Below are 24917 nucleotides of genomic sequence, written 5' to 3'. Positions count from 1 at the left end.
GGTGTTCCGGGAGTACAAGGTGAAATTGGGCCTCAAGGTCTTACAGGCAAACAAGGTGAAACTGGGCCTCAAGGTCTTATAGGCAAACAAGGTGAAACTGGACCTCAAGGTGTCCAGGGTATACCAGGTGAAATTGGGCCTCAAGGTCTTACAGGCAAAAAAGGTGAAATTGGGCCTCAAGGTGTTCCGGGAGTACAAGGTGAAATTGGGCCTCAAGGTCTTACAGGCAAACAAGGTGAAACTGGGCCTCAAGGTCTTATAGGCAAACAAGGTGAAACTGGACCTCAAGGTGTCCAGGGTATACAAGGTGAAATTGGGTCTCAAGGTGTTCCGGGCATACAAGGTGAAATTGGGCCTCAAGGTCTTACGGGGATACAAGGCGAAATTGGGCCTCAAGGTCTTACAGGCAAACAAGGTGAAACTGGGCCTCAAGGTCTTACGGGCATACAAGGTGAAATTGGGCCTCAAGGTCTTACGGGCATACAAGGTGAAACTGGACCTCAAGGTGTTCCGGGCATACAAGGTGAAATTGGGCCTCAAGGTCTTACGGGCAAACAAGGTGAAACTGGGCCTCAAGGTATTCCGGGTATAAAAGGTGAAATTGGACCTCAAGGTCTTACAGGCAAACATGGTGAAACTGGACCTCAAGGTGTTCCGGGTATACAAGGTGAAATTGGGCCTCAAGGAACTCCAGGCCATATTGCCAATTTTGCCTATATATACAATACAGGTCTACAACGTGTTTCAAAAGATGCTTCTTTAATTTTTAACAACAACGGCGTTCGTACGGGAGGCTTTTTGCATGTTAAAGGTGAAGCGAGCATAGTAATCGAAAAAGCGGGTATTTATGAAATTAATTTCCAAGTTTCTGCTCTGCAACCTAATAAATTCACTCTTTTTGCTGATGGTATAGCAATTCCTTCTACTACTTTTAGTTCCACTATAGACAATCCACAAACTAATGGTCTAACCATATTGTCATTAACATCAAACTGCGAACTAACCTTACGAAATCATACTTCTACATCAACCAATGTGGATCTTCAAACTGATTGGTATGGCGATGATACCATTATAAATGCTGCAATAATCATAAAAAAAATTGCTTAATAATCAAGCGTTGCCCCTAGAGGTAACGTTTTTTTGTGTGTTTGAATTAACAAATGTAGGGAATAATTTTGATAACAATATTTATAGGAGGCTAACAATGACAAAAGATAAATATGAACAAATTCACTCAGAAATTAAAGGACAGACGCAAGATCAACAACCTGGACTGGAAACAGAGATGCATCCACAGCCAATATATGATGATCAAAACTATAAAGGATCCGGAAAATTAACAGGTAGAGTGGCGCTCATTACAGGTGGAGACAGCGGAATTGGACGCGCAGTTGCGGTTGCTTTTGCAAAAGAAGGCGCAAATGTTGCGGTTGCTTATTTGAATGAACATGAAGACGCTGAAAAAACCGTGAAATTAGTTGAAGGATACGGAACAAAAGCAATCAAAATTGCTGCTGATTTAAGCGACGATGAAAACTGCCAAAACGTAGTTGACCAAGTTATAGCAGAATTTGGTCAATTGAATGTATTGGTCAATAATGCAGGAAAACAATTCCCAACAAACGATTTTTTAAAAATCACACCTGATCAATTACAAGAAACATTTTCGACCAATATTTTTTCCATGTTTTACTTAACACAAGCTGCTCTTCCCCATTTATCTAAAGGAGATTCTGTTATCAATACATCTTCGGTCACCGCTTATAAAGGGTCACCAAATTTAATCGATTACTCAGCGACGAAAGGTGCCATCACAACATTCACTCGATCACTAGCCTTGAACTTAGTTAACAAAGGCATTCGAGTAAACGCAGTAGCACCTGGCCCTATTTGGACACCTTTGATTCCTGCTACATTTGGAAAAGACGAAGTGGCCAAAGCTGGGGATGACACACCTATGGCAAGACGTGGTCAACCCGCAGAAAACGCGCCCGCTTATGTATTTTTAGCATCCACTGATTCGAGTTACATGGTTGGACAAACTATTCATGTAGATGGTGGAGACTTTGTTACTTCGTGACAAGTGAATATAAATCGGTTAAATCCAAACTAATTAAAAACCCATCGAAATGGTTCGATGGGTTTTCCGTATTTCACTTTTATTTTTCACAAGCAATTAAATCTTTATCACGGTCACTTTTCTTATTTAAATCATATAGTTTTTGATTAGCATAAGGTTTATATTTAGTAGCTCCACCTTTATTTTTCACATTAGAGGCGCGAGAAATTCCACCTGGATAATCTTTATTAATTTCTGTACAATTTTTATAAGTTTTATATGTTACTTTTTTTGCTGCGTCTACTTGTGTCGCTCCCATAAAACCTGTCACTAAAACAATTGACAGGAGCATTGCCATTCCCTTTTTCATTAAATAATTCCTCCAAAACTCTCGATTGCCAATATCATACATTAAAAAAGGCCTATGTGTCTATATATATTTTAGATATAAAGTTTTAGTTATAAACAACAAGAAGCCCGCCGAAATTATATCTTCGGCGGGCTTCACTACTTATTTTGATGTATTAACGGAATAAAACTCATTAATATCTTTGTAATATTTGTTTAATGAATGAGTCGACACTTCATACCATTCCGCGATTTCTTTTATACTCCAATAAGGCCCTTCAAACAATTCATGTTCTTGACCAAATCGAATTGCGCCAGCAGCAACAGCCGCTTCTTTTCTAGCGTTTGGTTGGCTAGTGACTAAGTAATCTTCGATAATCGTCAACAAAGGTTTTGGATTGCGGTTTTGATTCTCCAGACGCTCCATAATGTCAATTAAGATGCCTGCTTCAAATTCCGTAAATTCTCCACCACTATAGCCATTTTCTCCAAGTCGTTCCCAAAAATCAATGAGATGTTTTTGTAAAAAGATAGATGGATCTTCTTGAGTTGTTTCAGCAATTGATTTTACAAATGAAGTGACAACTTCTGAATGGTCTGTTGGAATGAAAATCAAGCTTGAAATTGCTAAATGGTGATTTTCTTTTAGACTAACATCTGGCAATGTGAAGCAAAATACGTGCACGCCAAGTGGCACAGGTTTTTCGCTCTCACGTTTAAGATAAAGCATTTCGTTCGTAAATATATTTTTGACTAACATAAATTGTTCTTCAATATTCATCACTTCAGCAACAATGACAGTCGGTTTTTTCCACTGTTCTAAGACATTCTCCACAGCTGGTCGAATCGATTTCTTCTGTTGTTTTTCAATATATTTCAACCATATTTCTGGTTTCGTGTGAAAGAAAAATTCATCGATGGCAATAGCTTCAATCATTTCTTCGTGCAAGTATCTATCTAATTTAGATTTCCATTCATTGATTACAGTTAGTAAATCAGCTAAATCTTTTCGTTCTGGATATTCATCATAAAAAGTTTGGAGTACGCGATCTAACTCTTCCGAACGAACTTCTTCAATCGAGACCGCTTCTTTTCGCTCACAACACTTTTTGTATTTTTTTCCGCTGCCACAAGGACACGGATCATTACGTCCAACCATTTAAAACACGTCCTTCAATTATTAAAGTTTACGCCCTAGTGTAACATGCATCCGCCCTCGAATACAGGGGACAAAGGGCGTGGGACTTAGGGAATGCCATTTCTATGAGCGGTTTTGTGTCGACTATTCGCGGTTCCATGTCGTCTATCCACGTTTTCGTGCCGTCTATGAGCGTTTCTATGTCATCGTCTACTCGCGATTAGCTCTTTTCAACTCCATTTCTCCATCAAAATCTCAATCCGAATCTGGAGTGGTTTTGATATTGTTAGATTGCTTTGTGGTTGAATGGGCATTTTCCTTTGATGGGTTCAATGTCGTCTCCGATAAAGAATTGTTTCCATTCGTTGTGATTCGGATCTCCAAAATGACTTATGTCTGGATGTGTAGGTAATTGATCCCAAACCTCAACTCGTTCACGTACTTTTTCACGTGACATGATGCCGCCTTTTTCGGTTCCTTCAAGTCCTTGGAAAATCTTCCGAGGTTGGAATCCTATGATCATTGAGTTCCCTAAATGACGCGTTTTTCGTTGTTTATACGCTGGTGCGTTGCCAAACACGAATATTGGTTCACCCTGGAAGCGGAAATCCCATAAGTGATGTGCGGGATCAAGTGGTGCGTCTTTTGGCCATTCTACTGAATCCACTTCATGTAAATACTGTAAAATGTCCCAAAATTGCTTGCGATATTGTGGTAAATTTCCTTCAACTTTAAATGGTTCAACAAAGACAAATAAACCATGGCGTTTGTGTTTAGGGTTTTGGAATAAATCTAAAAACCCTTCCACTATTTTCGGTAAATTAGACCAATCATCTTGTGTGATATAGCCATATCGCAGTTCGCCTTTTAACTCGCCACTCATTCCGAAATAGCAAGGAAATGTTTTATCGGTAACTATATTATGAAATGTTTGATATTCATGAAGTAACCATTCTGGTAAATCTGCTCTTGTAGAAAAATCTTCTTTCGTTAGTAAAGCTTGTTGTTTTGTTAACATACATTTTCCACCACCCATACAATTATATGTTACGAAATACCCTTTCGTAATCTTATTAAAACTAATTTCATCTTAAAAAATCTTTTATTTTTCGAGTTAAAATTCCTTCAAATCGGGAATAACAAGGAGACTAAAACAAATTAATGGAGGAAAAAGGATGAACATGGATAGAATCGATACAATTCAAACGAATTGTCAGAGTGAATATGACGTTTTACGAAAAGTAATCGTGTGTGAACCTCAATTTATGGCCATTGATGAAATTATTAATGATGTACAAAAAAAATATAAAAATGACAATATAAATATCGATCGTGCGTTAATTCAACATAACAATTTTGTTGCCAAAATGCGAGATGAAGGTGTGGATGTCATCACATTAGTCGCCAATTCTTCATTCCCAGAACAAGTATTTACAAGAGATATTGGCTTCACGTTAGGAAACCAAACTTTTGTTTCTGAAATGGCGAGTTCGATTCGTCAAGGAGAAGAAACCATTCTTCAAAAATGGTTGGACACGCACCATGTACCTTTTCAAAAATTATCACAAAATCATATTGAAGGCGGCGATGTAATCATTGATGGGAAAACCATCTATATAGGTCTAAGCCACAGAACATCTCAATCAGCCATTGAACAGCTAAAAGCTGATTTACCAGATAATGAAATTATTATGGTTCCTTTTGACCCGAAATATTTACATTTAGATTGTGTTTTTAATACCCTTTCTCCAACAGAAGCATTAATTTTCCCTGAAGCTCTTGAAGCGCAAACATTGAACTTCCTTGCAAGTCGTTATCAGCTAATTAAGGTCAGTAAAGAAGAACAATTTACAATGGGCACAAATGTGTTATCTATCGGGAACAAAAAAGTCTTTAGCTTACCGATGAATCATCAGGTAAATGAAGAAATCAGAAGACACGGTTATGAGGTAATTGAAGTGGATTTCTCAGAAATTATTAAGTCTGGTGGTTCATTTAGATGTTGTACGATGCCTATTACACGAGGCTAAATAAAAAGCTTCAGAATTTGGGAATCATAATCGCCAAAAAAGCCCGGTCGCTAAAACACCGGGCTATTCCATTTTGTATTTATATGATACCTTGCCATCTTAAGATGATTTCTGCGATTAAAGCCGAGCCAACAAAAGTTCCAAAAAACACCATCAAAGCAACTATGACACTACGGATTCCAAGTTTACGGAAATCAGCCCAATTGGAGCCTATCGAAATTCCAGCATACGCTAAAATGGGAGTTGCCAAGGCTAATATACTAACTTTTGACGTCCATTCTACGACAAATTCAGATCCTGGTACCCATGGTAATGAAATGATGATTCCTATTAAACCTATATAACCCACTGCAGGTAAGTTTCCAGGAACTATCTTCTCCAGAATTAATCCTATCACACTCACGACGATTAAAATGATAATTCCTGGAATCGCTTCCCAAGGGAGAACTTCATAGCCGATCCAGTTACCTAAAGTCGCAACAATACCGAAAACGCCTAAAACTAATGTCCATTCAGTAATATTTTTAAACATTCGGATTGCCTCCTTTATGTGTTACTGATTTTCGGTTTTTTCGATTTGACATTAGTGTATACAGTTTCTCTGTTAAAGGAAGCCCCACGAAAATACTGAAAAACAAACCTGTTCCTAATGACAATAAGTTACTTGCACCTGCAAAAGCGACAATTTGATCTTCCAATTCAGGGAATGCTGCTACTAGTGAGCCGCTTGCTGCCACCATCATACTTCCGCTTCCTACTCCTGATGCCATAGCGAAAGACAAAGGGTGAATAGGTGTAGTGGTTGCTAAAAAACCAGCGATTAAACCTAAGAAAACTGCGCCAAATACAGTACCAAAAATATATACAGCCATGACTCCACGAGCTTCTGGTGAGTCAAATCCGAATTTATTAACGATCAAACCAACATTCGGTTCCCTTCCAATTGAGTGAGTCATACCTATGCTCTCTCGTTTAAAACCGAGCAATACCGCAAGAGGTAGGGCAAAGAAAATCGTTCCTAAATTTCCGATTTCTTGTAGAACTAACGCAGGTCCTGCCGCAATTAATGCTTCAATTTGAGGTCCAATTGTCACTCCAATTTTCGCAATCAGTAACGTCACTCCAAGGACAATCAATGGTTCAGCATTTTTAGCCATTTTTTCATTAACAAGTGGTGTAAAGAATAAAGCTAACCCAATAATAAATGCATATACCATCGGTAACAGCAAGATAACCCCTGGTCCTACTTTAAATGAAAACTGTCCAATTGCTTCTGTAACACACACGATGATAAATACTACAGCATGCAATCTCCAATCTTTCAAAATACCCCTCAAGTCTGCCTTCCCCATCAATTCCCCAACTCTCTATTATTTTTCTATAGTAAACTACCAAGCACCAACACTTTACTCGGCCAAAAACCTCTAGAAATAAGACTTTTACTCTTTATTGCTCCATACATTTTTCAATAGCCTGTTTTAAAACATGTGCACTGATGGTGCAATCTGTTAGGGTTGTCCATTCGGCCGGGTTATGACTTACACCATCTTTACTTCGTGTAAAGATCATGGCTACTGGAATGTGGGCACCAAGCATCATGGCGTCGTGTCCTGCACCACTGACGAGATATTGTTTATTGATTTTCATTTCATCGAAAACGGAATTTAATATTCTTGTCATTTCGTCACCAATTGGGACTGGTGGTGTGCGCATTTTTTCGGTTATTGTCACTTCTACATTTCGGGACGTCGCTATTTCTTGTGCTTTATTTACTACATTAGAAACGATTTGGTCACGCGAATGTTCTTCGATATCACGAATATCGGTGATGAGGGTAACTTTCCCTGGAATCACATTTGCACCATTAGGTTCAACTTGCATTTTGCCAACCGTAGCGACTCCGGTAGTACTGACCAATAATGGGGCATTTTCAATATATAAAATGAGTTCGCAAGCAGCTGTCAGTGCATCTTGGCGATCATCCATTGGCGTGTTGCCTGCATGTCCAGCCTTACCTTCGTAAATAATTTCTGTCCATGATGGGCCAGCTATTCCATTGACGATTCCAACAGGTAAATTTGCTTGCTCTAGTTTTTTTCCTTGTTCAATATGTACTTCGATAAATCGCTCGATACCCAGATTTTCTCGCTTCGCTTGTGTAAATCCTTCTAATGTTTTGCAAGTAGTCGCTAACACTTCTTCAAAAGTGAATCCATCCGCATCTTTTAATGTAACTTGTGTTTCCATGTCTAGTGCACCTGTCATGGCGCGACTACCGGTTAATCCCCCATTAAATCGCGTGCCTTCTTCATCGGTAAAGATGTAGACTTCATAAGGTTTCGTCGGAGTAATTCCTTGGTCTTTCCAAGATTCCGCAACTTCAAGTGCAGTGATGACACCAAGTGGTCCATCGAAGTGACCGCCTTCTGGAACACTATCTACATGAGATCCCGATGCTATTGAATCTGCGTCTTTATTTAATCCGGCTATTCGGCCAACCACATTTCCAGCACCGTCTTGAGTAACGGTCATTCCTGCGTCTCTCATCCAATTCATTACTAGTTCTTTGGCTTGTTGCTCAAGAGGAGAAAACCCTACTCGAGATACCCCATGTTGTGCAGTCAGTCCGATTTTTGATAAATCACCAAGTCTCTTCGCAATTCGTTCACCTGAAACTCCATTATGTGACCATGATTGATTGTAATCGGAAATTAATACTTTTTCTAAATCATATTGAACACCCAAAATCGCTACCCCTTTATCTATCTTTATATAATTTTTTACTAAGTTTATATTATTCACTTGGCATATAGCCCACCACTTCATTGGTATTAAGATCCACTAAAATCAAAGGTGTACCAACTAAAACATTTTCCTTATCTTGAAAAGAAACGGCGGCTACCTCTTTCCCTTCGTAATCAGTGTCCAGCATTTCATAGTTTTCATCCGCTATTATTTTTTCTACTTTTGCGCTTTGCCAATTTCCTTCAGCTGGTTCACTCCACTCTTTTTCCTGGATAAATTCCCATGCAGCTTTTCTTATTGATTCATAACCATCTTCACTTGTATTCTTCACTGCCTTTTCTGCATTGGAACAACCAGCGATTAAACAGAGTAGAATTGTTAATAACAACAATTTCAGCTTCATGTTTGCGTTCCCCTTTTGTTTTTCTTTCATTTACTTAAGTACAGCAGTTAGCTCTGAAATACATGTAACGATACTTTCTCTTAAGTCTTCATGGGACCAACTTGGGATGTTTCCATGTTGTATGGCAAGTTCATGCGACGCTGGAATGTGAATAAATCCTGATGGGATGTCTAGTTTGTTTTTATTTATATAATGTAGTCCTTCATACATCACGTTATTACATAAATATGTGCCTGCGGTATTTGAAATAGAAGCAGGAAATCCTAATTCGTTCAATTTCTCAACCATTGACCTGATAGGTAGTGTAGATAGATATGCTACAGGACCATCCGGTTGAATAACTTCGTCTCTCGGAGCATGCCCTTCATTATCTGCTTCACCATCTTTTATGTTTATGGCAATACGTTCAGGTGTGATTTTAGTCCGTCCGCCTGCTAGTCCGAGTGAAATGACTGCATCAGGCTTTATATCTTTTAATAACGAGATTAGCTGATTGCCTGAAGACTTAAAATCCACAGTCATTGTCTTCCCCACAATTTGAAAATCCCCTATACATTTTCCGTTTAGTTCCTCTACAATTTTCATTGTCGGATTTACTGTAAATGATAAAAATGGCTCGAATCCTGTTACTAATAAAGTTTTCATAATCATCACCTCATATTTAATTGGATAATTATAAACCAATTTCCGAATTATCTCAAAATAAACTCACTATGTATTTTCAGAATGATATCCAACTATTTAGACTATATGAACATTACATATATTTGTATTTTTTTATTGATAATAAGGAAAATAATACCTATAATAAATCCTTGTGAGCAATCACAACATTCACAACGGAGAATCGAATGCTTCCATTAAGAAAATTACATGTCGCTGGAAGAAGATCTCTACTAACTAGAACTATCATCATGCCATCTTCTAACTCTCAATTTCTTTCTCTTTTTTACAATATAATGAGAAGAAAATAACTCTAAAAAACTCACACTAAGAGTTTAGCCAAGAAAGAGCATCCTGAATTTTGGATGCTTTTTTCAATTCCTAATAAAACAAAAGAGCACTTAGACTATCTAAGTGCCTTTTGTATTAATCTACATCTTTAATCATGAACGTTGAAATTTCTGGGAATATTGACAAAAGAATAATTAATAGCACCATAATAACCGCGTATGGTATTACACCTTTTACAATTTCGTCGATTGTATTCGTTCGATCAATTCCTTTTAATACGAATAAATTTAATCCTACTGGTGGAGAGATCAATGCAAGTTCCATGTTTATTACCATTATGATCGCAAACCAAATTGGATCAAAACCTAACGCAATAATAATTGGATACAAGATTGGTAAAGTAATAACCAAAATTGAAATCGTTTCTAGGAACATACCTAAAATTAATAGGACAATATTAATCATGATAAAAATAATCCAAGGTGAAATATCTTGTGCAGTTGCATAGTTAGTTATAGTTTGAGGAATTTGTAATATCGTCATTATGTAACCAAGTAACATTGCACCTACAATAATGAATAAAATCAAAGCATTCGTTTTAACAGTTGAGATAATAATTTTCTTAAAGTTTTCCCAGTTCAAATTACGGTAAACGATAGCTGAAATTGCAAAACTTACTACCACACCTATAGCTGCCGCTTCAGTTGGTGTGAAAACACCAGTATAAATACCACCTATTACGATGACTGGTAACATCAGTCCCCAAATTGCAGTTTTGGTTGATTCCATACGTTCTTTCCATGTAGCAGGTTCATCTTTAATGTGGCGTGTTTGGTAAGAAGCAAAAATCATAAAGGAGACGGTCATAATTATCCCTGGTACAATCCCTGCAATAAATAATTTACCAATCGACTCACCAGTTACTGAACCATAAATAATCATCGGTACACTTGGTGGAATTAATATTCCTAAAGTCCCTCCTGCTGCAAGTAGCCCTAAGACGTGTCTCTTATTATATCCACGACGAACCAATTCCGGTAATGCCACAGAACCTACTGTTATAGCTGTCGCAACACTGGAACCTGAAATAGCTGCAAAAATTGCACAACAAAAGAGAGTTGCAATTGCGAGCCCACCTGGGAAATGTCGAAACCAACGGCTGGCCATTTCGTATAGGTCACGACCTACACCACTAATCAATAAAATTTGGCTCATCAGCACATACATTGGTAAGGCAGTCAATGAAAAGTCATCGAGCGCTTTATATGAAATTATCGGTACTTGCATAAAAGCAAACGTACCACCATTAAAGAAATACATCCCCGCTATTGCTAAAAAAGCGAGTGTAAATGCTACTGGTAATCCAAGTAATAAGAGGGTACCCAATCCACCTACAAAGAAGATATTCATATATGTTCCCCTCCTTTATGGATACCGCCGTCTATGATTTGCAAAGTAAATGCAAGGCACATAAGCACTCCCCCTACTGGAAGCATGATTTCCGGTAGGTACATTGGTATGCGCAATAATGAAGATGAAGTGACACCTAATTCCAACGTATTCATCACATGATGAGCACCATAAAAAGTGAAAATCAAACTAAATACTAACCCTAATGCATTTGACAAATAGGCAAGTAATGTTTTCATACGATCATTTACATTGTTTATTAATAAATCAACAGTTATGTGTGCATACGTCCGAACTGCATAAGCACTTCCTAAATAACAGCTTCCGATTATGGCGTAGATTGACAGTTCTGTTGCCCAAATAGTCGGTTTGTTAAATAGCCAACGTGAGATGACTTCATAAAAAATCATAAACGTTGTTAGGATAATGAAGAAACCAGAAATGTAAGCACCAATTTTAATAAGTAGGTCTGAAAAGTTGTATAGCGACTTCATTTTGGCCACTCCTCCTTACTGCTCAGCAACCATTTCAAGCAGTTCTTTTCCTAAGTCTCCAGAGTTTTTAGTAAATGCATCCCAAGCTGGTTTTGCAGCTTCTTTCCACTCTGGTAAATCTTCTTCCGGTACTACATATACTTCCATACCTTTTTCTTCTAATTGTTTTGCAGTTGCTGCATCTTCAGATTTAGCTTGCGAACGTATCCAATCTTCTGATTCTTTCGCGGTTTCAGTTAATAGCGTTTGTGTTTTCTCTGGTAGTCCATCCCAGAACTTTTGATTCACTGCTAAAATAAACTCTAAATATGAGTAGTTATTGATTGTTAAATATTTTGCTACTTCGTCATATTTTCTTTGTACCATTGCCGTTGTTCCTGATGTTGCACCGTCAACTGTATTAAGTTTAAGTGCCATGTATACCTCGCCACCGCCCATAAATACTGGCGAAGCACCATATGATTTAATCATTTCAGAAGGGATATCTCCAATACTCCGAATCTTTAATCCTTTAAAGTCAGCAGGTGACTCAAGTGGTCGTTTGTTATTTGCAAATTGTGCATATCCGTAATCAGCAAACATTAAAACTTTTGCACCTTTTTCCTCCATAGCCGAACGTAATTTATCTCCAAATTCCCCATTTATCGCCTCTCCAGCTTTTTCGTAGTTGGTAAATACGTAAGGTACATCGAAAATTCCCATAGCAGGAACTGTACTTGACCAAAGTGTTGAAGAGTTTACACCCATTTCAACGCCACCAGTAAGAATTGATTGGTTCATATCTTTATCAGTTAATAATTGACCAGCAGGATATACTTGAACTTTTACAGCACCACCAGATTTTTCCGTAACATCTTTTGCAAATTGTTCAATACCTTTTGCAATGTGGTGACCTGCAGGTAAGTTATAAGCTAAACGAATCGTTGTTTCTTCGTAACCATCTCCAGTTGCATTTACAGCTTTTGTTTGAGGTTTTGATGTATTACATGCTGCCAATAAGAAAGTCGAAACGATTAAGAAAGTGATTAATTTCATCCATTTTTTCATGCTAATTTCCCCCTTGGTTGTTTTCTTTCAACATGTCTTATGCGCCCTAATGGTTTTTTTGATGAAAGACTTGCGGCAAAGTCTGCTGCTTCAAGTAATTTATCAAAATCTAAACCTGTGTTAATGTTCATGCGGTGAAATAAATACACTAAGTCTTCCGTTGCTAAATTGCCTGCTGCCCCAGGAGCGAATGGACAGCCACCGATACCTGATACTGCGGTTTCAAAAATTCTTACTCCAGCCTGATAAGCAGCGTATGCATTTGCAGATCCAAGACCTCTTGTATCATGCAGATGAATGGCAACAGGAGTATCAGCTGTTATTTCTAAAACCTTTCTCATTAATCGTTCAACTTGGTCAGGTGTCGCAATACCAATCGTATCTGCTATCCCGATTCGATCGGCTCCTGCCGCTTTAACTCGTTTCACTAAATCCAAAACTTTCTTTTCAGACACTTCCCCTTCGTATGGACAGCCGAAGCTAACGGCGATTGAAAAGCATGTTTTAATTCCATCTTTTTTCGAGATGGCTTGAAGTGATTCAAACTGTTTAAAATTCTCATCGATTGTTAAGCCAATATTTTTTTGGTTAAACGTTTCAGTTGCAGAACTAACCCAATTAATTTCCGTGAGTTGATGTTCTTTAGCACGTTCGTATCCTTTTAAATTAGGTATTAGAGCGATAGGATTTAAGTCTTCAAACTTCTCAACGGCTTTCAAAACTTCCGCAGCATCAGACATTTGTGGAACTTTATTTGGGTGAACAAATGAAGTAACTTCTATGGAAGTTACACCAGCATCTAAAAGATGCTTAACCAACTTTTCTTTATCATTTGTCGATATGATATTCGGATCATTTTGCAATCCATCGCGCGGACTTACATCAATAATTTTCACATCTCCCATTTATATGACTCCTTGCTCTTTCAGTTTTTTGAACTTTTCAAAGGAGAAATTCATAAATTCTGTGTAAATTTCTTCGTTATGTTCTCCTAAACTTGGCCCACTCCACTTAATTTCACCGGGTGTTTCAGACAACTTCGGCACAACACCTGGAACTAAAACTTTTTTACCATCCGGCAATTCAATTTCTTGAAGCATTTCTCTCGCCTTATACTGTTCATCTTCAACAATTTCTTTAATACCATAGATCGGACCAACTGGAACAGATACGTCATCCAAAATTTGTTGTGCTTCTCTCAATGGATGTCTTTTCGTCCATTCTTCAATAGTTGCATCGATAAAATCCACATTATCAGCACGGCCCTGATTGCTAGAATAAATCGGATTATTCGCTAAATCTTTTCGACCAATTGCTGTCATCAAACGTTGAAAAATTTTGTCACCATTGCCCCCAATGACTAAATGCTTGCCATCATCACATTCATAAGTATTTGATGGTGCTATACCAGGTAACGTACTGCCAGTTCGTTCTCGTACAACACCTGTTAAGTCGTACTCTGGAAGAATCCCTTCTAGTAAACTAAAGACAGATTCGTATAGTGCAACATCAACAAGCTGTCCTTTTTTTTCTGCATCTTCATCTCTTGCACGAAGTGCCATGAGCGTTCCAATGACCGCGTATAATCCAGCTACTAAATCACCTAGCGCAATTCCTACTCGGACAGGCGGTAGATCTGGGTAGCCAGTTAGGTAGCGAAGGCCACCGATTGCTTCAGCCACACTACCAAACCCAGGTTTCTCTCGATACGGACCCGTTTGACCATATCCTGAAACTCGAGTCATGATAAGCGATGCATTTATTTTCTGTAAATCCTCTAAACCTAGTCCCCATTTCTCTAAAGTTCCAGGTTTAAAATTTTCAAGAACTACATCAACCTTTTCAGCAAGTTGTTTTATTATTTGCTGACCTTCGGCATCCCGCATATTTACGGTGATTGATTTTTTATTTCTTGATTGCACATACCACCATACAGATGTGTTATTATGCATCACTCGCCAACTACGTAGAGGATCGCCTTTCGTCGGTTCTTCAACTTTGATTACTTCTGCTCCAAATTCAGATAAAATTTTCCCAGCAAAAGGAGCGGCAACTAAGTTGCCTAACTCGAGTATTTTTATCCCATCTAATGGTTTTCGTTTAGACATTCTCAATCCTCCCGAGACTTTGAACTAAGTTTCATAAACTGAATGTAATCGCTTTGAATATGGGCTTTCATTAACTGCCTAGCTTTTTCTGGTTCTTGATGGACAATCGCTTGGAAAATTTGTTGATGGTCTTGCATCGCATGTTCTATGTGGAGCGGATTCTCTTCAATAATCGATTTCCTATAAAAACTATTAACACCGCGAAGGTGAGAAATCATGGAAACAAGAAACGGATTGGCACTTGCCGAAATAATGGTTTCATGGAAATTCACATTGGCATCATGAACTTTCTTAATATCATTCGTTTTCAATATTTTCCCTATTTGAAGTAAGTTGGTGCGTATCAACTCGATCTGTTCTTGAGTACGGCGCTCCGCAGCATAAAATGCAGCTAACGGTTCCATTTCTACACGACACTCATATAAATGTTGGAAATCTTGAATTGATGGTTCCACTACCGTTACTCCACCTGAAGAATTTACAAGTAAAAGTCCATCCTTTTCCAACATCCGTATAGCTTCACGAATCGGGCTCCTACTTACTTGTAGTTCTTCCGAAATCTTCTCTTCTATCAGTCTTTCACCTGGTTTGAGCCCACCCATGATAATAGATTCCTTTAAATAGTCATAAACTTGTGTTTTTAAAGTAGCTCTCTTTTTTACAATTTGCACGATGATAAACACCTCTTTTTAATTTCGTCGACTGTATACAATTTATCTCTATGTAAGAATAATCAAAATAATTAAAATAGTCAAAGGTTTTTTTATTAGTTATTCTTAGTAGCTGTTCTTAAATACCTTTTTAAATTAATGTTCCATTTCAATAAGGCTCTGTTATCTATTGGCTATGCTAAACAATGCTGTTCATATTGAAGATCAATCGAGTGAGTGCATTTGCGCTTAGCATGCAGCAAGTTTTGAAAAAAGAGAACAACAAGTATGTGGTTTTCACTCTTGTTGAATCATGCGGAATGTGCGATAAGTCCAAATGTACGATAAACGACAAGATAATTTGACAGAGCCTTCAATAAAAAAACCTTCCACATGAAGTGAAAGGTTTTGTGTTAGCAGATGAACCGAAGAAAATTATTCAAATTTAGTTTGAAAGATTTAAGCATTCATAAAGGATGTGTGAGTTTTGCAATTATTGGGTATCACTACTAGATAGAGGATTTAACTAAATTTAGTGGAGGAGTGAAGATGATGATGATAAAAGGAAATACAGGAAATAAAGGAAATAAGCGTTCATTATTAGTTGGCGGACTCGCTTCAATGGCCTATTTATATTTTCAGAAGCCGGAAAATAGAGACAAAGCAAAAATGATGTTGCAGAACACAATGACAAAAGTTTCATGTTTTATGGATTCTCGTAATGTTAAACAATCTCAAATGACCAAAGCAGGCTTCTCAGATMCGAACGATCCAGATKACAATCGTATGGTTGAAGAAGGTTCTATGACCAGCGTTCGATATTATAACGAAGAAGTACAAAGTAAAGATTCTAAATCAGAAGCCAAACAAGCATTTCCAAAATCTCAACAAAAACCTGCATCAGTATCTAAAGAGTCTTTGCCTGAAGATAATAATGACTCACCTGCAAAACAAGAAAATGCAAAAAGAAATCCGCCAAGTTAACTAGAAAAAAACCGTGAACCCGTTGGGATCACGGTTTTTTCTATGATTCAAACTTAAAATCCGCCACGCTCATCTACATCGTGATTATTTTGACCTTCTTGCACTTGAAGTTTTTCTTTTTGTTCCTGACTTAACTTTTCTTGTGTTTGAATTTTTTCGCTTTCTTTTTTGTTCGTTGGTGTATTGTTATCTTGGTTTTCTTTCACTTTACATCCACCTCTCTAATTAATATGTTGTCATAGTAGGTTTTTCCCTAATCCTCAAACTTATAACATATAAATTAAATAATTTTTTATTTTTGAGGAGTGGACGTAACTTGGAAAGCTACAAATTAATCTATTTTACAGGGTGGTTAAATTTTAATGTTTAAGTAGTAAAGCTATTAAGGCTAATCTTCGAGAAACAGTTTAACTTCATCAAATTCAATTCCATTTACACTTTTTTTCACAATGGTATAGCTCATATCATCTTTTAAAAGATTTCGTATTAAACTAATCCAAAAACTCGGCAAGAAAACACACTCTTGTTCTTTATTAATCGACTGAAAGACAGTTTCTTCAAAACTATGATGAATTTCAAGAACGACTCTTTTTTCATCTTTAGAAAAAGTTGTAATTTTCACGTTTCCCCAACCTGCATTGCGGTATAAATCGCTAAATTCAATTAATATATTCTCTAAATCGTTACGATTAGAAAAGGACTGACTAACTTTAATTCCTAAATCTGTTCCGAATTTTTTAAGAATCTCGTTAGTTTTCTCTCTACCTGCAATTTCATTTATTGACATCATTAGAATTTCTAATGCTTGATTCCATATAATAATGGCAGGTGCATCATTGTATGTTAATAAACCTTTTTCATTTCTCCAATTGATCTCATCACTATTTATTTTTATATGTGAAATTGAAGCTGACATCCTAAGACTCTCCTTAATTAATCAATGTGATTTTAGTTTAATAAATAAATACTTAATATTCAATAATACTAAATTTGACTGCATGTAGGTTTTGGATTCCTTATTCAAGTTCTAAACGAAGCTATTCCCATTCTCATTTAAAGAGTTGGCAAGTTTTCATAGGATCTCCAAGTTTTCGCAATCCCCAAGTAGTTTCTAAATATATGTCTACTAAAAGGTTCATTTGCCCAYCCATCGATTTAGCTATTTCAAGCGCTACAACACTTTCATAAACGACAGCCATACGCGTTGCCAAGTTTTTTGCTTCAAAGGTTTGCATGTCTTCATGAAAACTAGCGAATAATAATAAATCATTTTCTAATTCGCTTAAAACTTTAATAACAACAGGTTTTCCCGATGTTTCTGGCATTTGTTCCAAACGAGATCTCATCGTTTTGAAAAATATGGTATGAGCATTAAATTTCCGTACTAATCTCACGAATTCCAATCCCAAAATATTTGCGGTGCCTTCCCAAACAGTTAACACCTGTGCATCTCGCAGCAATCGAGGTGTCACGAAATCTTCGATATAGCCGTTGCCACCGTGCATTTCAATCGCTTCATGAGCAAAATGAATCGCTTGTTCTGCTGATTCTTTTTTTAATATAGCAATATATAATCGATTTAATATGATTTCTTCATCACTTGCTTCTTTGGCAACCACTCGGTCATATAACTGGATCAAATCAAATACTGTTGCTAGCTCAACTTTCAATTTGGCAGTCAATTTCCCTAGTGTATCTTGAATCATTGGAAATTCCACAAGTTTTTGTCCAAACGCATCTCGCTTCTGTGCATATTCGGAAGCCTCATTTAGAGCACGTCTCATTATCCCAAGTGAAGCGACGGTATTACAAATGCGCGATAAATTTAGGGCTTCCATCATATATTTCAAGCCATTTGCTTTTTCTCCAACTACATAAGCAAATGCTCCGTCAAACTCTACTTCACCACTAGGTACAGCTCGAACACCTAACTTATCTTTTAATCTACGAATTGAAATTCCGTTCAAAGAACCATCTTCAAGATGCCAAGGTACGGCAAAAAGCGTCAATCCTTTTGAACCTTCCTGGGCACCATCTATTCTAGCAAGGACCATCGCCACACCAGCCATTCCCGCATTCGAAGCAAAATATTTCTCACCGAATAATTTATAATGATCACCTTCTTTGACAGCCTTGACAACATTCGCCCCAACGTCTGATCCTCCCTGACGCTCCGTTAAAAATGTGGCACCTTCAAATAATTCAACATCTCCCGTTGCGCACACATGTGGCAAGAATCGTGCTTTTAATTCTTCATCTGCATAATGTTCAAGTAAGAACGCGGTTGCCATCGTCAACGTCACAGGGCAGTAAACCCCCGCTTCGGCTTGAGATAAAACATAGCCTTGTGCAAAACTATACAAGTAGTTCCCCTTGCGACCGACTTCAGGAATTTCTTTATGCACATACCCAACAATGCCGGTTCGAAAAGTTTCCTTTTCGGTTTCCTCATAACCTCCATTGACCCACACTTTCGAAACATCTTCACCATAGCGATCGAATTTCACTAATCGTGGTGAGCCTTCACGGTCCGTATGCTGAGCACGCTCATCAATTTCATTTGCCACACGTTCACCGAACTCACTTAATGCATTATGTGCATAAGAAAATAACTCAGGCTCCAACCCATTTCGCAAAATCCTATGTAGCGTCTCATCATTAGAATAAAAATTACGTCGTTTCATTTCCCATTCCCATTTAGAATAGTTAATTTCTCCGTAAACTGATGCAACAATAATTCCATTTCCAACTTCATCTCTTGCAATTCACGAATCTTCATATCAACTTCTGCCACACGGTTATTGCCATACTCAATGGTCCGCTCCAACTGTCTTAATCCCGTGCGATCTTGATCAAACAACAACACCATTTCTTTAATTTCCTCTAAGTTAAAACCATATTGCTTTCCTCGAATAATTAACTTCAACTTTGCACAATCCGCTGTTCCAAAAACCCGAATATTACTCTCCGTCCGCTGCGGTTGCAACAAACCTAGCTCCTCATAATAGCGAATCGTTCGTGTTGTCACGCCAAACTCGCGTGCAACATCAGCAATACTTTTCAAGCCCAACACTCCAGTCAGAGTTTTTATGTATTTTACCATTAACGTTAACGTAAACTTCAAGGATTTTAATTTAATATAAGAAAAAATACTCCGTAGGTAAAAAGCAGACAAAATAAACAGTGTTAGATAAAAACCAAATAAACATAATCCTCGCTTATTGAACATACAATTCTCTAAGTTAACAAATGCACCATAAATTTTCTTTCTATTCTGACTATTATTAACTTTGTTGACATGGTATTGTATTGAATATATAGTGAACAACATAATTAAATATGCGTTAATTCTTATCAAGAGATGTGGAKGGCCTGGCCCTATGATACCTCAGCAGCGGGTTTTTACTTTACGTAAAAATACTGTGCTAATTCCAGCGGACAATTATTTGTTCGATAGATGAGAAGAGTGTTCGAGCTAATTTTCTGTGGATGTATTTCCGCATTTCTTTTGCATACGTATGCCTCTTCTGTCTATCGACAGAGGGGGCATTTTTTGTTGTCCACCTCCCTTCTCTAATAACGAGCATGACATCGAAAGGGGCGACATCACGTGATTGAGTTTCAACAAGTAACCAAATCATTTCAAACAAAAAAACAAACGGTTGATGCATTAAAAGGAATCGACTTAACCGTTGAAAAAGGAGATATTTTCGGTGTTGTTGGTTACAGCGGCGCCGGAAAAAGCACACTCATCCGCCTCGTTAATCTACTGGAGCGACCAACAACCGGGCAAGTAATTGTTGATGGCCAACCGTTAACCGAGTTGAAACCAAAGCAGCTGAGAGCAGAAAAGAAAAAAATCGGCATGATTTTTCAACATTTTAACTTACTCAATTCTAAAACTGTTTTTGACAATGTAGCTATACCACTCGTATTATCGGGAACTCCAAAAACGATCATTAAAACTCGAGTCGAAGAACTTCTTGAATTTGTTGGGTTATCTGATAAAGAAAAAAACTACCCAGAACAATTGTCTGGTGGTCAAAAACAGCGAATTGGAATTGCCCGTGCACTTGCCACGAACCCATCCATTTTATTATGTGATGAAGCCACATCAGCACTGGATCCACAAACAACAAGCGCTGTTTTGCAGCTGCTCAAGAAAATTAATCAACAATACAATATCACCATTTTACTCATTACACATGAAATGTCAGTTATTCGAGAAATCTGCAACAAAGTCGCCGTCATGGAAGGAGGACTCGTCGTTGAGCAAGGGTCAGTATTTGAAGTCTTTGCTGCACCAAAAACCGAAATCGCTAAAAATTTCGTACGTACCGTCATCCATGATGAGATTCCACAAAGCGTGCTGAAAAACGTTGCGATTTCAAACACTCATCCGATCATTTGGAAAATTAATTTTGTGGGCAATACATCCAGTCAGCCATTGTTGTCAACTATCGCCAAAAAATACGATGTTCACTTAAGCGTACTCTCAGCCAACATTTCTGAAATTCAAGAAACGCCTTTTGGTAACTTGATTATCGATGTAACAGGAGATTCTCTAGAAATTAAAAAAGCTTTAACCTACATAAAAGACGAAGGGTTTATCGTTCAGGAGGTGGATTTAAATAATGAGTGATACATTTTGGGGCATGGAGATTACAGCAGAACAATTACTTATTGGGTTTGGTGACACTCTTTATATGGTTGCGGTTTCCCTTTTATTTTCAGCACTTATCGGGCTACCTCTCGGGATTTTGCTTGTCATTACTCGAAAGGGACATATCTTGGACAACAAGTGGGTCTTCAACATCTTAAATCCGATCATCAATATCTTGCGTTCGGTCCCGTTCATTATCTTGCTAGTTGCGATAATCCCATTGACGAGATTAATTGTCGGCTCTGCCATTGGTACTACCGCAGCAATCGTCCCTCTGGTCTTTTATGCAGGGCCATATATTGCGAGACTCGTCGAAAACTCTTTACTTGAAGTCGACAAAGGAATCATTGAAGCCGCTCAGTCTATGGGGGCAACTGTTCCACAAATMATCTTTAAATTCTTAATACCAGAAGGCTTGAGTTCCCTTATTCTCACCTTCACCACCGCAACAATCGGCTTAGTAGGAGCATCAGCTATGGCCGGTGCAGTTGGGGCGGGAGGCGTCGGTGACTTAGCCATCACTTATGGATATCAACGGTTCGACACTATGACCATGATCGTCACCGTAGCAGCTCTTGTCATCATCGTTCAATTATTACAATCAACAGGAAACATGGTTTCAAAACAAATAAGAAGAAGATAACTGGAGGTAGGAAAAATGAAGAAATTTGTATTGATATTAATCGTATTAACACTAAGTTTATTGGCAGCTTGTGGTAAAGAAGATGAAGGTAGCGCAGAAGGATCGAAAAAAGTAAAAGTCGGCGTTAGCGGCGGAGACACACGTACATGGGATTACATCGCTGAAATTGCAAAAGGAAAAGGACTTGAAATTGAACTCGTTAAATTTAACGACTATGTACAACCAAACATAGCTTTGGCAGAAGGCGAAATCGATGCGAACGCATTCCAAACTATCTCTTACTTTGACGAATTTAAAGCAGATCAAAAACTAGACCTTGAAGCAATCGCATCAACCGTTATCGCTCCAATGGGTCTCTACTCAAAAAAACACAAAGCACTTGAAGATTTACCAGATGGCGCAACTATCGCTTTACCGAACGAAGGAACAAATTTTGGCCGTGCTCTACTTCTTCTTCAAGAAGCGGGTTTAATCACATTAACAGATGACTTTGAAGGTATTGGTGCTGAAGACAAAATTAAAGACAATCCGAAAAACTTAAAAATTGAAGCTGTCGCAGCAGGTAACACACCACGTTTCCTTGACGACGTTGACGCGTCAATCATCAACAACAATTTTGCAGTAGAAGCAGAAATTTCATTAGAGGAAGCGCTATTCCACGAGAGCGCAACAGCAAAACCATACATTAACATCATTGCTGCACAAACTGGTGATGCTGACCGACCAGAATTACAACAACTCGTCGAAATTTACCATTCAGAAGAAGTGAAAAACTTCATCATCGAAGAGTACAAAGGTAGCTCAATTCCAACATTCGTTTCACTCGAAGAACTATTAAACTACAAAGACTCTTGGAAATAAAAGAATTACTTGCTTTTTATATAGAAGAAAGGCGGCGGAAATTATAATTTCCGCCGCCTTTTGCTTTCTCTAGCGTTTCGTGAAAAGATCTTATTACTGCTTTTGGCTAACGCCAAAAGCCTTTTCTGTTATTAAACCCTTCGTTCAGGCATCCAAAAATCTCGATTCCAACTTGGAAAGCTATTTTTCCAACTTGGCGACCATATTTTCCAACTTGAACCATGATTTTTCCAACTTGGCTCCCATATTTTCCAACTGAGCAATCGCTCACCAAAAATCCCATTAGAAAAACCCGCCAAGCGACAGCGGGTGGGGCCATTCAAGAAGTTTTTTCTCTTAGATCGGTGTTTTACATCTGACTTTATGATATTTAAACCTTATTACTACTTTTGGCTATCGCCAAAAGCCTTTTCCGGTAGGGATCCCTTCGTTCAGGCAACCAGATAATCTCGATTCCAACTTGGAGCTCTATTTTTCCAACTTGGCCTTCAAATTTTCCAACTTGGACCATGATTTTTCCAACTTGGAGCTCATATTTTCCAACTGAGCAATCGCTCACCAACTTCTATCATTTAAAACTTGCATCGTATCAATGAAACATGCTATTTTCATATAAAATACTGCAAAAATTCCATCTAGCAAAGGAGCATTTCTATCGACAAAAAGAGGATTCCACCTAAATCGATTCAAATTTACAAACGTCTCCTCCACCGCATTCCGATAAATCATCCCATTCGTCAAGAAGTCGAAAATAAAATCAATATGACCGAAGCTGGATACTTTGGAGAATGCTATGTGGACAATTTTTTAAAACAAATTGTCTTTCCAAAACACTATACGATCCTAAAAGATGTCCATATCCCCCTGGAACAAAATTCCTACCTCCAAATAGACACCCTAATCATCACTAGAAAATACATATGTGTTCTTGAAATAAAAAATATTAAAGGCAAAATTCATTTTCAACGCAATCCTAATCAACTAATCCGAGACCTAAATGGAGAAACTACATCATACAAATGTCCCGAACAACAACTCAATAGACATATAAAAAAACTCCACATCTTTTTAAAACAGTCGAAAATAAATATGACAGTCAAAGGACTTATCGTATTCGCTTATTCAAAAACACATATTATTCAACCACCCCAATTTGCCAAAATCACCATGGGCTGCGATATTTCTGAGCATATTGAAGAGTATAACGAATTGCCCGATGTCATTTCACAAAACACTTTTAATCGCTTACTGTTAATAATCGCAAATCAATCAACCGAATTTGTACCGAAACCTCTCGCACAAACCTACAACCTAGAACTCTCACACTTCCGAACAGGTCTAATATGTCCTATCTGTCTTGACAAAATTGCCAACAAAAAACATTGCTCATTTTGTAAAACTTCTTGTAGTATCATGCAACAACAGGCAATTGAGGACTGGTTCTACCTATGCAAAGACACCATATCCAACAGAGAATGCGTTTACTTTCTTGAACTAAAAGATAAATTCGCAGCTAACTACATACTCACAAAGCTGCAGTTAGAAAAAATGAATGATCATAGATATCGACACTACACACTTTCCCAATCCTTTGGGCTAACTAATAAATCGTCACCCATAATATAAAAGATAGGCCGCCCTTCTGCTTTAGTGTATTGAAGAGCCTTAATACTGCTTTTGGCCGCCGCCAAAAGCCTTTTCTGGTATAGCACCCTTCATTCAGGCATCCAATAATCTCGATTCCAACTTGGAAAGCTAATTTTCCAACTTGGCCTTCAAATTTTCCAACTTGGACCACGTTTTTTCCAACTTTGCTCCCATATTTTCCAACTGAGCAATCGCTCACCAAAAATCCCATTAGAAAAACCCGCCAAGCGACAGCGGGTGGGGCCATTCAAGAAGCTTTTTTCTCTTGGATTGGTACTTTCATCTGACTTTATGTTATGCAAGCCTTAATACTGCTTTTGGCCGCCGCCAAAAGCCTTTTCTGGTATTACACCCTTCGTTCAGGCATCCAAAAATCTCGATTCCAACTTGGAAAGCTATTTTTCCAACTGGCCTTCAAATTTTCCAACTTGGCTCCCATATTTTCCAACTGAGCTATCGCTCACCAAAAATCCCATTAGAAAAACCCGCCAAGCGACAGCGGGTGGGGCCATTCAAGAAGCTTTTTTCTCTTGGATTGGTACTTTCATCTGACTTTATGTTATGCAAACCTTAATACTCTGACTTTATGTTATGCAAACCTGAATACTGCTTTTGGCTAACGCCAAAAGCCGTTTCTGTTTGGGACATCCTTCGTTCAGGCATCCAAGAATCTCGATTCCAACTTGGAACGGTATATTTCCAACTTGGTCTTCAAATTTTGGAAGTTGAA

At 38.0% G+C, this 24917-nt stretch carries 28 protein-coding genes and 1 riboswitch; of the genes, 9 read left to right on the top strand and 19 right to left on the bottom strand.

Annotation, left to right across the window (positions count from 1 at the left end):
- Positions 1-1110, top strand: a 1110-nt coding sequence (locus tag AC1DOS_RS07965) for a collagen-like domain-containing protein (RefSeq protein WP_477537051.1), incomplete at its 5' end; no start/stop codon positions are given.
- 97 nt (positions 1111-1207) lie between these two features.
- Entirely contained in the window at positions 1208-2083 is an 876-nt protein-coding gene (locus AC1DOS_RS07960) for an SDR family oxidoreductase (RefSeq protein WP_477537050.1), read from the top strand.
- 79 nt (positions 2084-2162) lie between these two features.
- Here AC1DOS_RS07960 and AC1DOS_RS07955 read toward each other — a convergent pair whose 3' ends face one another.
- The 3 genes from AC1DOS_RS07955 to AC1DOS_RS07945 all read right to left on the bottom strand — a co-directional run bounded on the left by AC1DOS_RS07955 (position 2163) and on the right by AC1DOS_RS07945 (position 4566).
- Complete coding sequence (locus AC1DOS_RS07955) at positions 2163-2432, bottom strand: excalibur calcium-binding domain-containing protein (RefSeq protein ID WP_108587249.1); 270 nt, start codon at positions 2430-2432, stop codon at positions 2163-2165.
- Between the two features lie 141 nt (positions 2433-2573).
- Positions 2574-3569, bottom strand: a complete 996-nt coding sequence (locus AC1DOS_RS07950; protein ID WP_477537049.1) for a YecA family protein — start codon at positions 3567-3569, stop codon at positions 2574-2576.
- Between the two features lie 265 nt (positions 3570-3834).
- Positions 3835-4566, bottom strand: coding sequence for a YqcI/YcgG family protein (locus AC1DOS_RS07945; RefSeq protein WP_477537048.1), 732 nt, complete (start codon positions 4564-4566; stop codon positions 3835-3837).
- A gap of 157 nt (positions 4567-4723) precedes the next feature.
- Here AC1DOS_RS07945 and AC1DOS_RS07940 point away from each other — a divergent pair, with 157 nt between their 5' ends.
- The gene (locus AC1DOS_RS07940; RefSeq protein WP_477537047.1) at positions 4724-5578 is read left to right on the top strand and encodes a dimethylarginine dimethylaminohydrolase family protein; all 855 of its coding nucleotides are present in this window, start codon (positions 4724-4726) and stop codon (positions 5576-5578) included.
- Positions 5579-5657: 79 nt separating this feature from the next.
- Here the strand turns inward: AC1DOS_RS07940 and AC1DOS_RS07935 are convergent, their stop codons facing one another.
- The 11 genes from AC1DOS_RS07935 to AC1DOS_RS07885 all read right to left on the bottom strand — a co-directional run bounded on the left by AC1DOS_RS07935 (position 5658) and on the right by AC1DOS_RS07885 (position 15410).
- Positions 5658-6110: a hypothetical protein gene (locus tag AC1DOS_RS07935; RefSeq protein ID WP_108587253.1), complete on the bottom strand. Its 453-nt coding sequence runs from the start codon at positions 6108-6110 to the stop codon at positions 5658-5660.
- Positions 6103-6930, bottom strand: a complete 828-nt coding sequence (locus tag AC1DOS_RS07930) for a DUF3100 domain-containing protein (RefSeq protein WP_477537046.1) — start codon at positions 6928-6930, stop codon at positions 6103-6105. The genes AC1DOS_RS07935 and AC1DOS_RS07930 overlap by 8 nt, the downstream gene beginning before the upstream one ends.
- Before the next feature lie 94 nt (positions 6931-7024).
- Positions 7025-8323 carry a M20 family metallo-hydrolase gene (locus tag AC1DOS_RS07925; RefSeq protein WP_477537045.1) on the bottom strand — a complete coding sequence of 433 codons (1299 nt, stop codon included), beginning with the start codon at positions 8321-8323 and terminating at the stop codon, positions 7025-7027.
- A gap of 49 nt (positions 8324-8372) precedes the next feature.
- Positions 8373-8756: a hypothetical protein gene (locus AC1DOS_RS07920; RefSeq protein WP_477537044.1), complete on the bottom strand. Its 384-nt coding sequence runs from the start codon at positions 8754-8756 to the stop codon at positions 8373-8375.
- Entirely contained in the window at positions 8757-9371 is a 615-nt protein-coding gene (pcp, locus tag AC1DOS_RS07915) for a pyroglutamyl-peptidase I (protein ID WP_477537043.1), read from the bottom strand.
- Between the two features lie 444 nt (positions 9372-9815).
- A complete protein-coding gene (locus AC1DOS_RS07910; protein WP_477537042.1) occupies positions 9816-11090 on the bottom strand; it encodes a TRAP transporter large permease in 1275 nt (424 codons plus the stop codon).
- Positions 11087-11584: a TRAP transporter small permease gene (locus AC1DOS_RS07905; protein WP_108588052.1), complete on the bottom strand. Its 498-nt coding sequence runs from the start codon at positions 11582-11584 to the stop codon at positions 11087-11089. The genes AC1DOS_RS07910 and AC1DOS_RS07905 overlap by 4 nt, the downstream gene beginning before the upstream one ends.
- 15 nt (positions 11585-11599) lie before the next feature.
- Positions 11600-12631 (bottom strand): TRAP transporter substrate-binding protein, encoded by a 1032-nt coding sequence (locus tag AC1DOS_RS07900; RefSeq protein WP_477537041.1) that lies wholly within the window; start codon positions 12629-12631, stop codon positions 11600-11602.
- The gene (locus AC1DOS_RS07895; RefSeq protein ID WP_477537040.1) at positions 12628-13536 is read right to left on the bottom strand and encodes a hydroxymethylglutaryl-CoA lyase; all 909 of its coding nucleotides are present in this window, start codon (positions 13534-13536) and stop codon (positions 12628-12630) included. The genes AC1DOS_RS07900 and AC1DOS_RS07895 overlap by 4 nt, the downstream gene beginning before the upstream one ends.
- Positions 13537-14739, bottom strand: a complete 1203-nt coding sequence (locus AC1DOS_RS07890) for a CaiB/BaiF CoA transferase family protein (protein ID WP_477537039.1) — start codon at positions 14737-14739, stop codon at positions 13537-13539.
- Between the two features lie 2 nt (positions 14740-14741).
- Positions 14742-15410, bottom strand: a complete 669-nt coding sequence (locus tag AC1DOS_RS07885) for a GntR family transcriptional regulator (RefSeq protein WP_477537038.1) — start codon at positions 15408-15410, stop codon at positions 14742-14744.
- A 528-nt stretch (positions 15411-15938) separates the two neighbouring features.
- Between AC1DOS_RS07885 and AC1DOS_RS07880 the strand changes: the two genes are divergently transcribed.
- Positions 15939-16373 (top strand): hypothetical protein, encoded by a 435-nt coding sequence (locus tag AC1DOS_RS07880; protein WP_477537037.1) that lies wholly within the window; start codon positions 15939-15941, stop codon positions 16371-16373.
- 53 nt (positions 16374-16426) lie between these two features.
- Here the strand turns inward: AC1DOS_RS07880 and AC1DOS_RS07875 are convergent, their stop codons facing one another.
- The 4 genes from AC1DOS_RS07875 to AC1DOS_RS07860 all read right to left on the bottom strand — a co-directional run bounded on the left by AC1DOS_RS07875 (position 16427) and on the right by AC1DOS_RS07860 (position 19437).
- Positions 16427-16579 (bottom strand): hypothetical protein, encoded by a 153-nt coding sequence (locus AC1DOS_RS07875; RefSeq protein WP_199224083.1) that lies wholly within the window; start codon positions 16577-16579, stop codon positions 16427-16429.
- Between the two features lie 182 nt (positions 16580-16761).
- Positions 16762-17289 (bottom strand): hypothetical protein, encoded by a 528-nt coding sequence (locus AC1DOS_RS07870; RefSeq protein WP_477537036.1) that lies wholly within the window; start codon positions 17287-17289, stop codon positions 16762-16764.
- A gap of 133 nt (positions 17290-17422) precedes the next feature.
- A complete protein-coding gene (locus AC1DOS_RS07865; RefSeq protein WP_477537035.1) occupies positions 17423-19057 on the bottom strand; it encodes an acyl-CoA dehydrogenase family protein in 1635 nt (544 codons plus the stop codon).
- Complete coding sequence (locus AC1DOS_RS07860; protein WP_477537034.1) at positions 19054-19437, bottom strand: MerR family transcriptional regulator; 384 nt, start codon at positions 19435-19437, stop codon at positions 19054-19056. Before AC1DOS_RS07860 ends, AC1DOS_RS07865 begins: the two co-directional genes overlap by 4 nt.
- Before the next feature lie 284 nt (positions 19438-19721).
- Positions 19722-19837: riboswitch (SAM riboswitch) on the top strand.
- A 146-nt stretch (positions 19838-19983) separates the two neighbouring features.
- Between AC1DOS_RS07860 and AC1DOS_RS07855 the strand changes: the two genes are divergently transcribed.
- The 3 genes from AC1DOS_RS07855 to AC1DOS_RS07845 are packed head-to-tail and all read left to right on the top strand — an operon-like array spanning position 19984 to position 22540.
- Positions 19984-21015: a methionine ABC transporter ATP-binding protein gene (locus AC1DOS_RS07855; RefSeq protein ID WP_477537033.1), complete on the top strand. Its 1032-nt coding sequence runs from the start codon at positions 19984-19986 to the stop codon at positions 21013-21015.
- 13 nt (positions 21016-21028) lie between these two features.
- Entirely contained in the window at positions 21029-21679 is a 651-nt protein-coding gene (locus tag AC1DOS_RS07850) for a methionine ABC transporter permease (protein ID WP_477537053.1), read from the top strand.
- A 15-nt stretch (positions 21680-21694) separates the two neighbouring features.
- Positions 21695-22540: a MetQ/NlpA family ABC transporter substrate-binding protein gene (locus AC1DOS_RS07845; protein WP_477537032.1), complete on the top strand. Its 846-nt coding sequence runs from the start codon at positions 21695-21697 to the stop codon at positions 22538-22540.
- 106 nt (positions 22541-22646) lie between these two features.
- Here AC1DOS_RS07845 and AC1DOS_RS07840 read toward each other — a convergent pair whose 3' ends face one another.
- On the bottom strand, positions 22647-22823 hold the full coding sequence (locus AC1DOS_RS07840; protein WP_477537031.1) for a hypothetical protein: 177 nt from the start codon (positions 22821-22823) through the stop codon (positions 22647-22649).
- A gap of 365 nt (positions 22824-23188) precedes the next feature.
- Between AC1DOS_RS07840 and AC1DOS_RS07835 the strand changes: the two genes are divergently transcribed.
- Positions 23189-24166 carry a nuclease-related domain-containing protein gene (locus AC1DOS_RS07835; protein WP_477537052.1) on the top strand — a complete coding sequence of 326 codons (978 nt, stop codon included), beginning with the start codon at positions 23189-23191 and terminating at the stop codon, positions 24164-24166.
- A 286-nt stretch (positions 24167-24452) separates the two neighbouring features.
- Complete coding sequence (locus AC1DOS_RS07830) at positions 24453-24761, top strand: hypothetical protein (protein WP_477537030.1); 309 nt, start codon at positions 24453-24455, stop codon at positions 24759-24761.
- The last annotated feature ends 156 nt before the right edge of the window (positions 24762-24917 follow it).

The sequence above is a fragment of the Paenisporosarcina sp. P5_A11 genome (assembly GCF_056400705.1).
The sequence above is the reverse complement of the archived record's forward strand: the minus strand, read 5'-3'. Positions and strand labels throughout refer to the sequence as shown.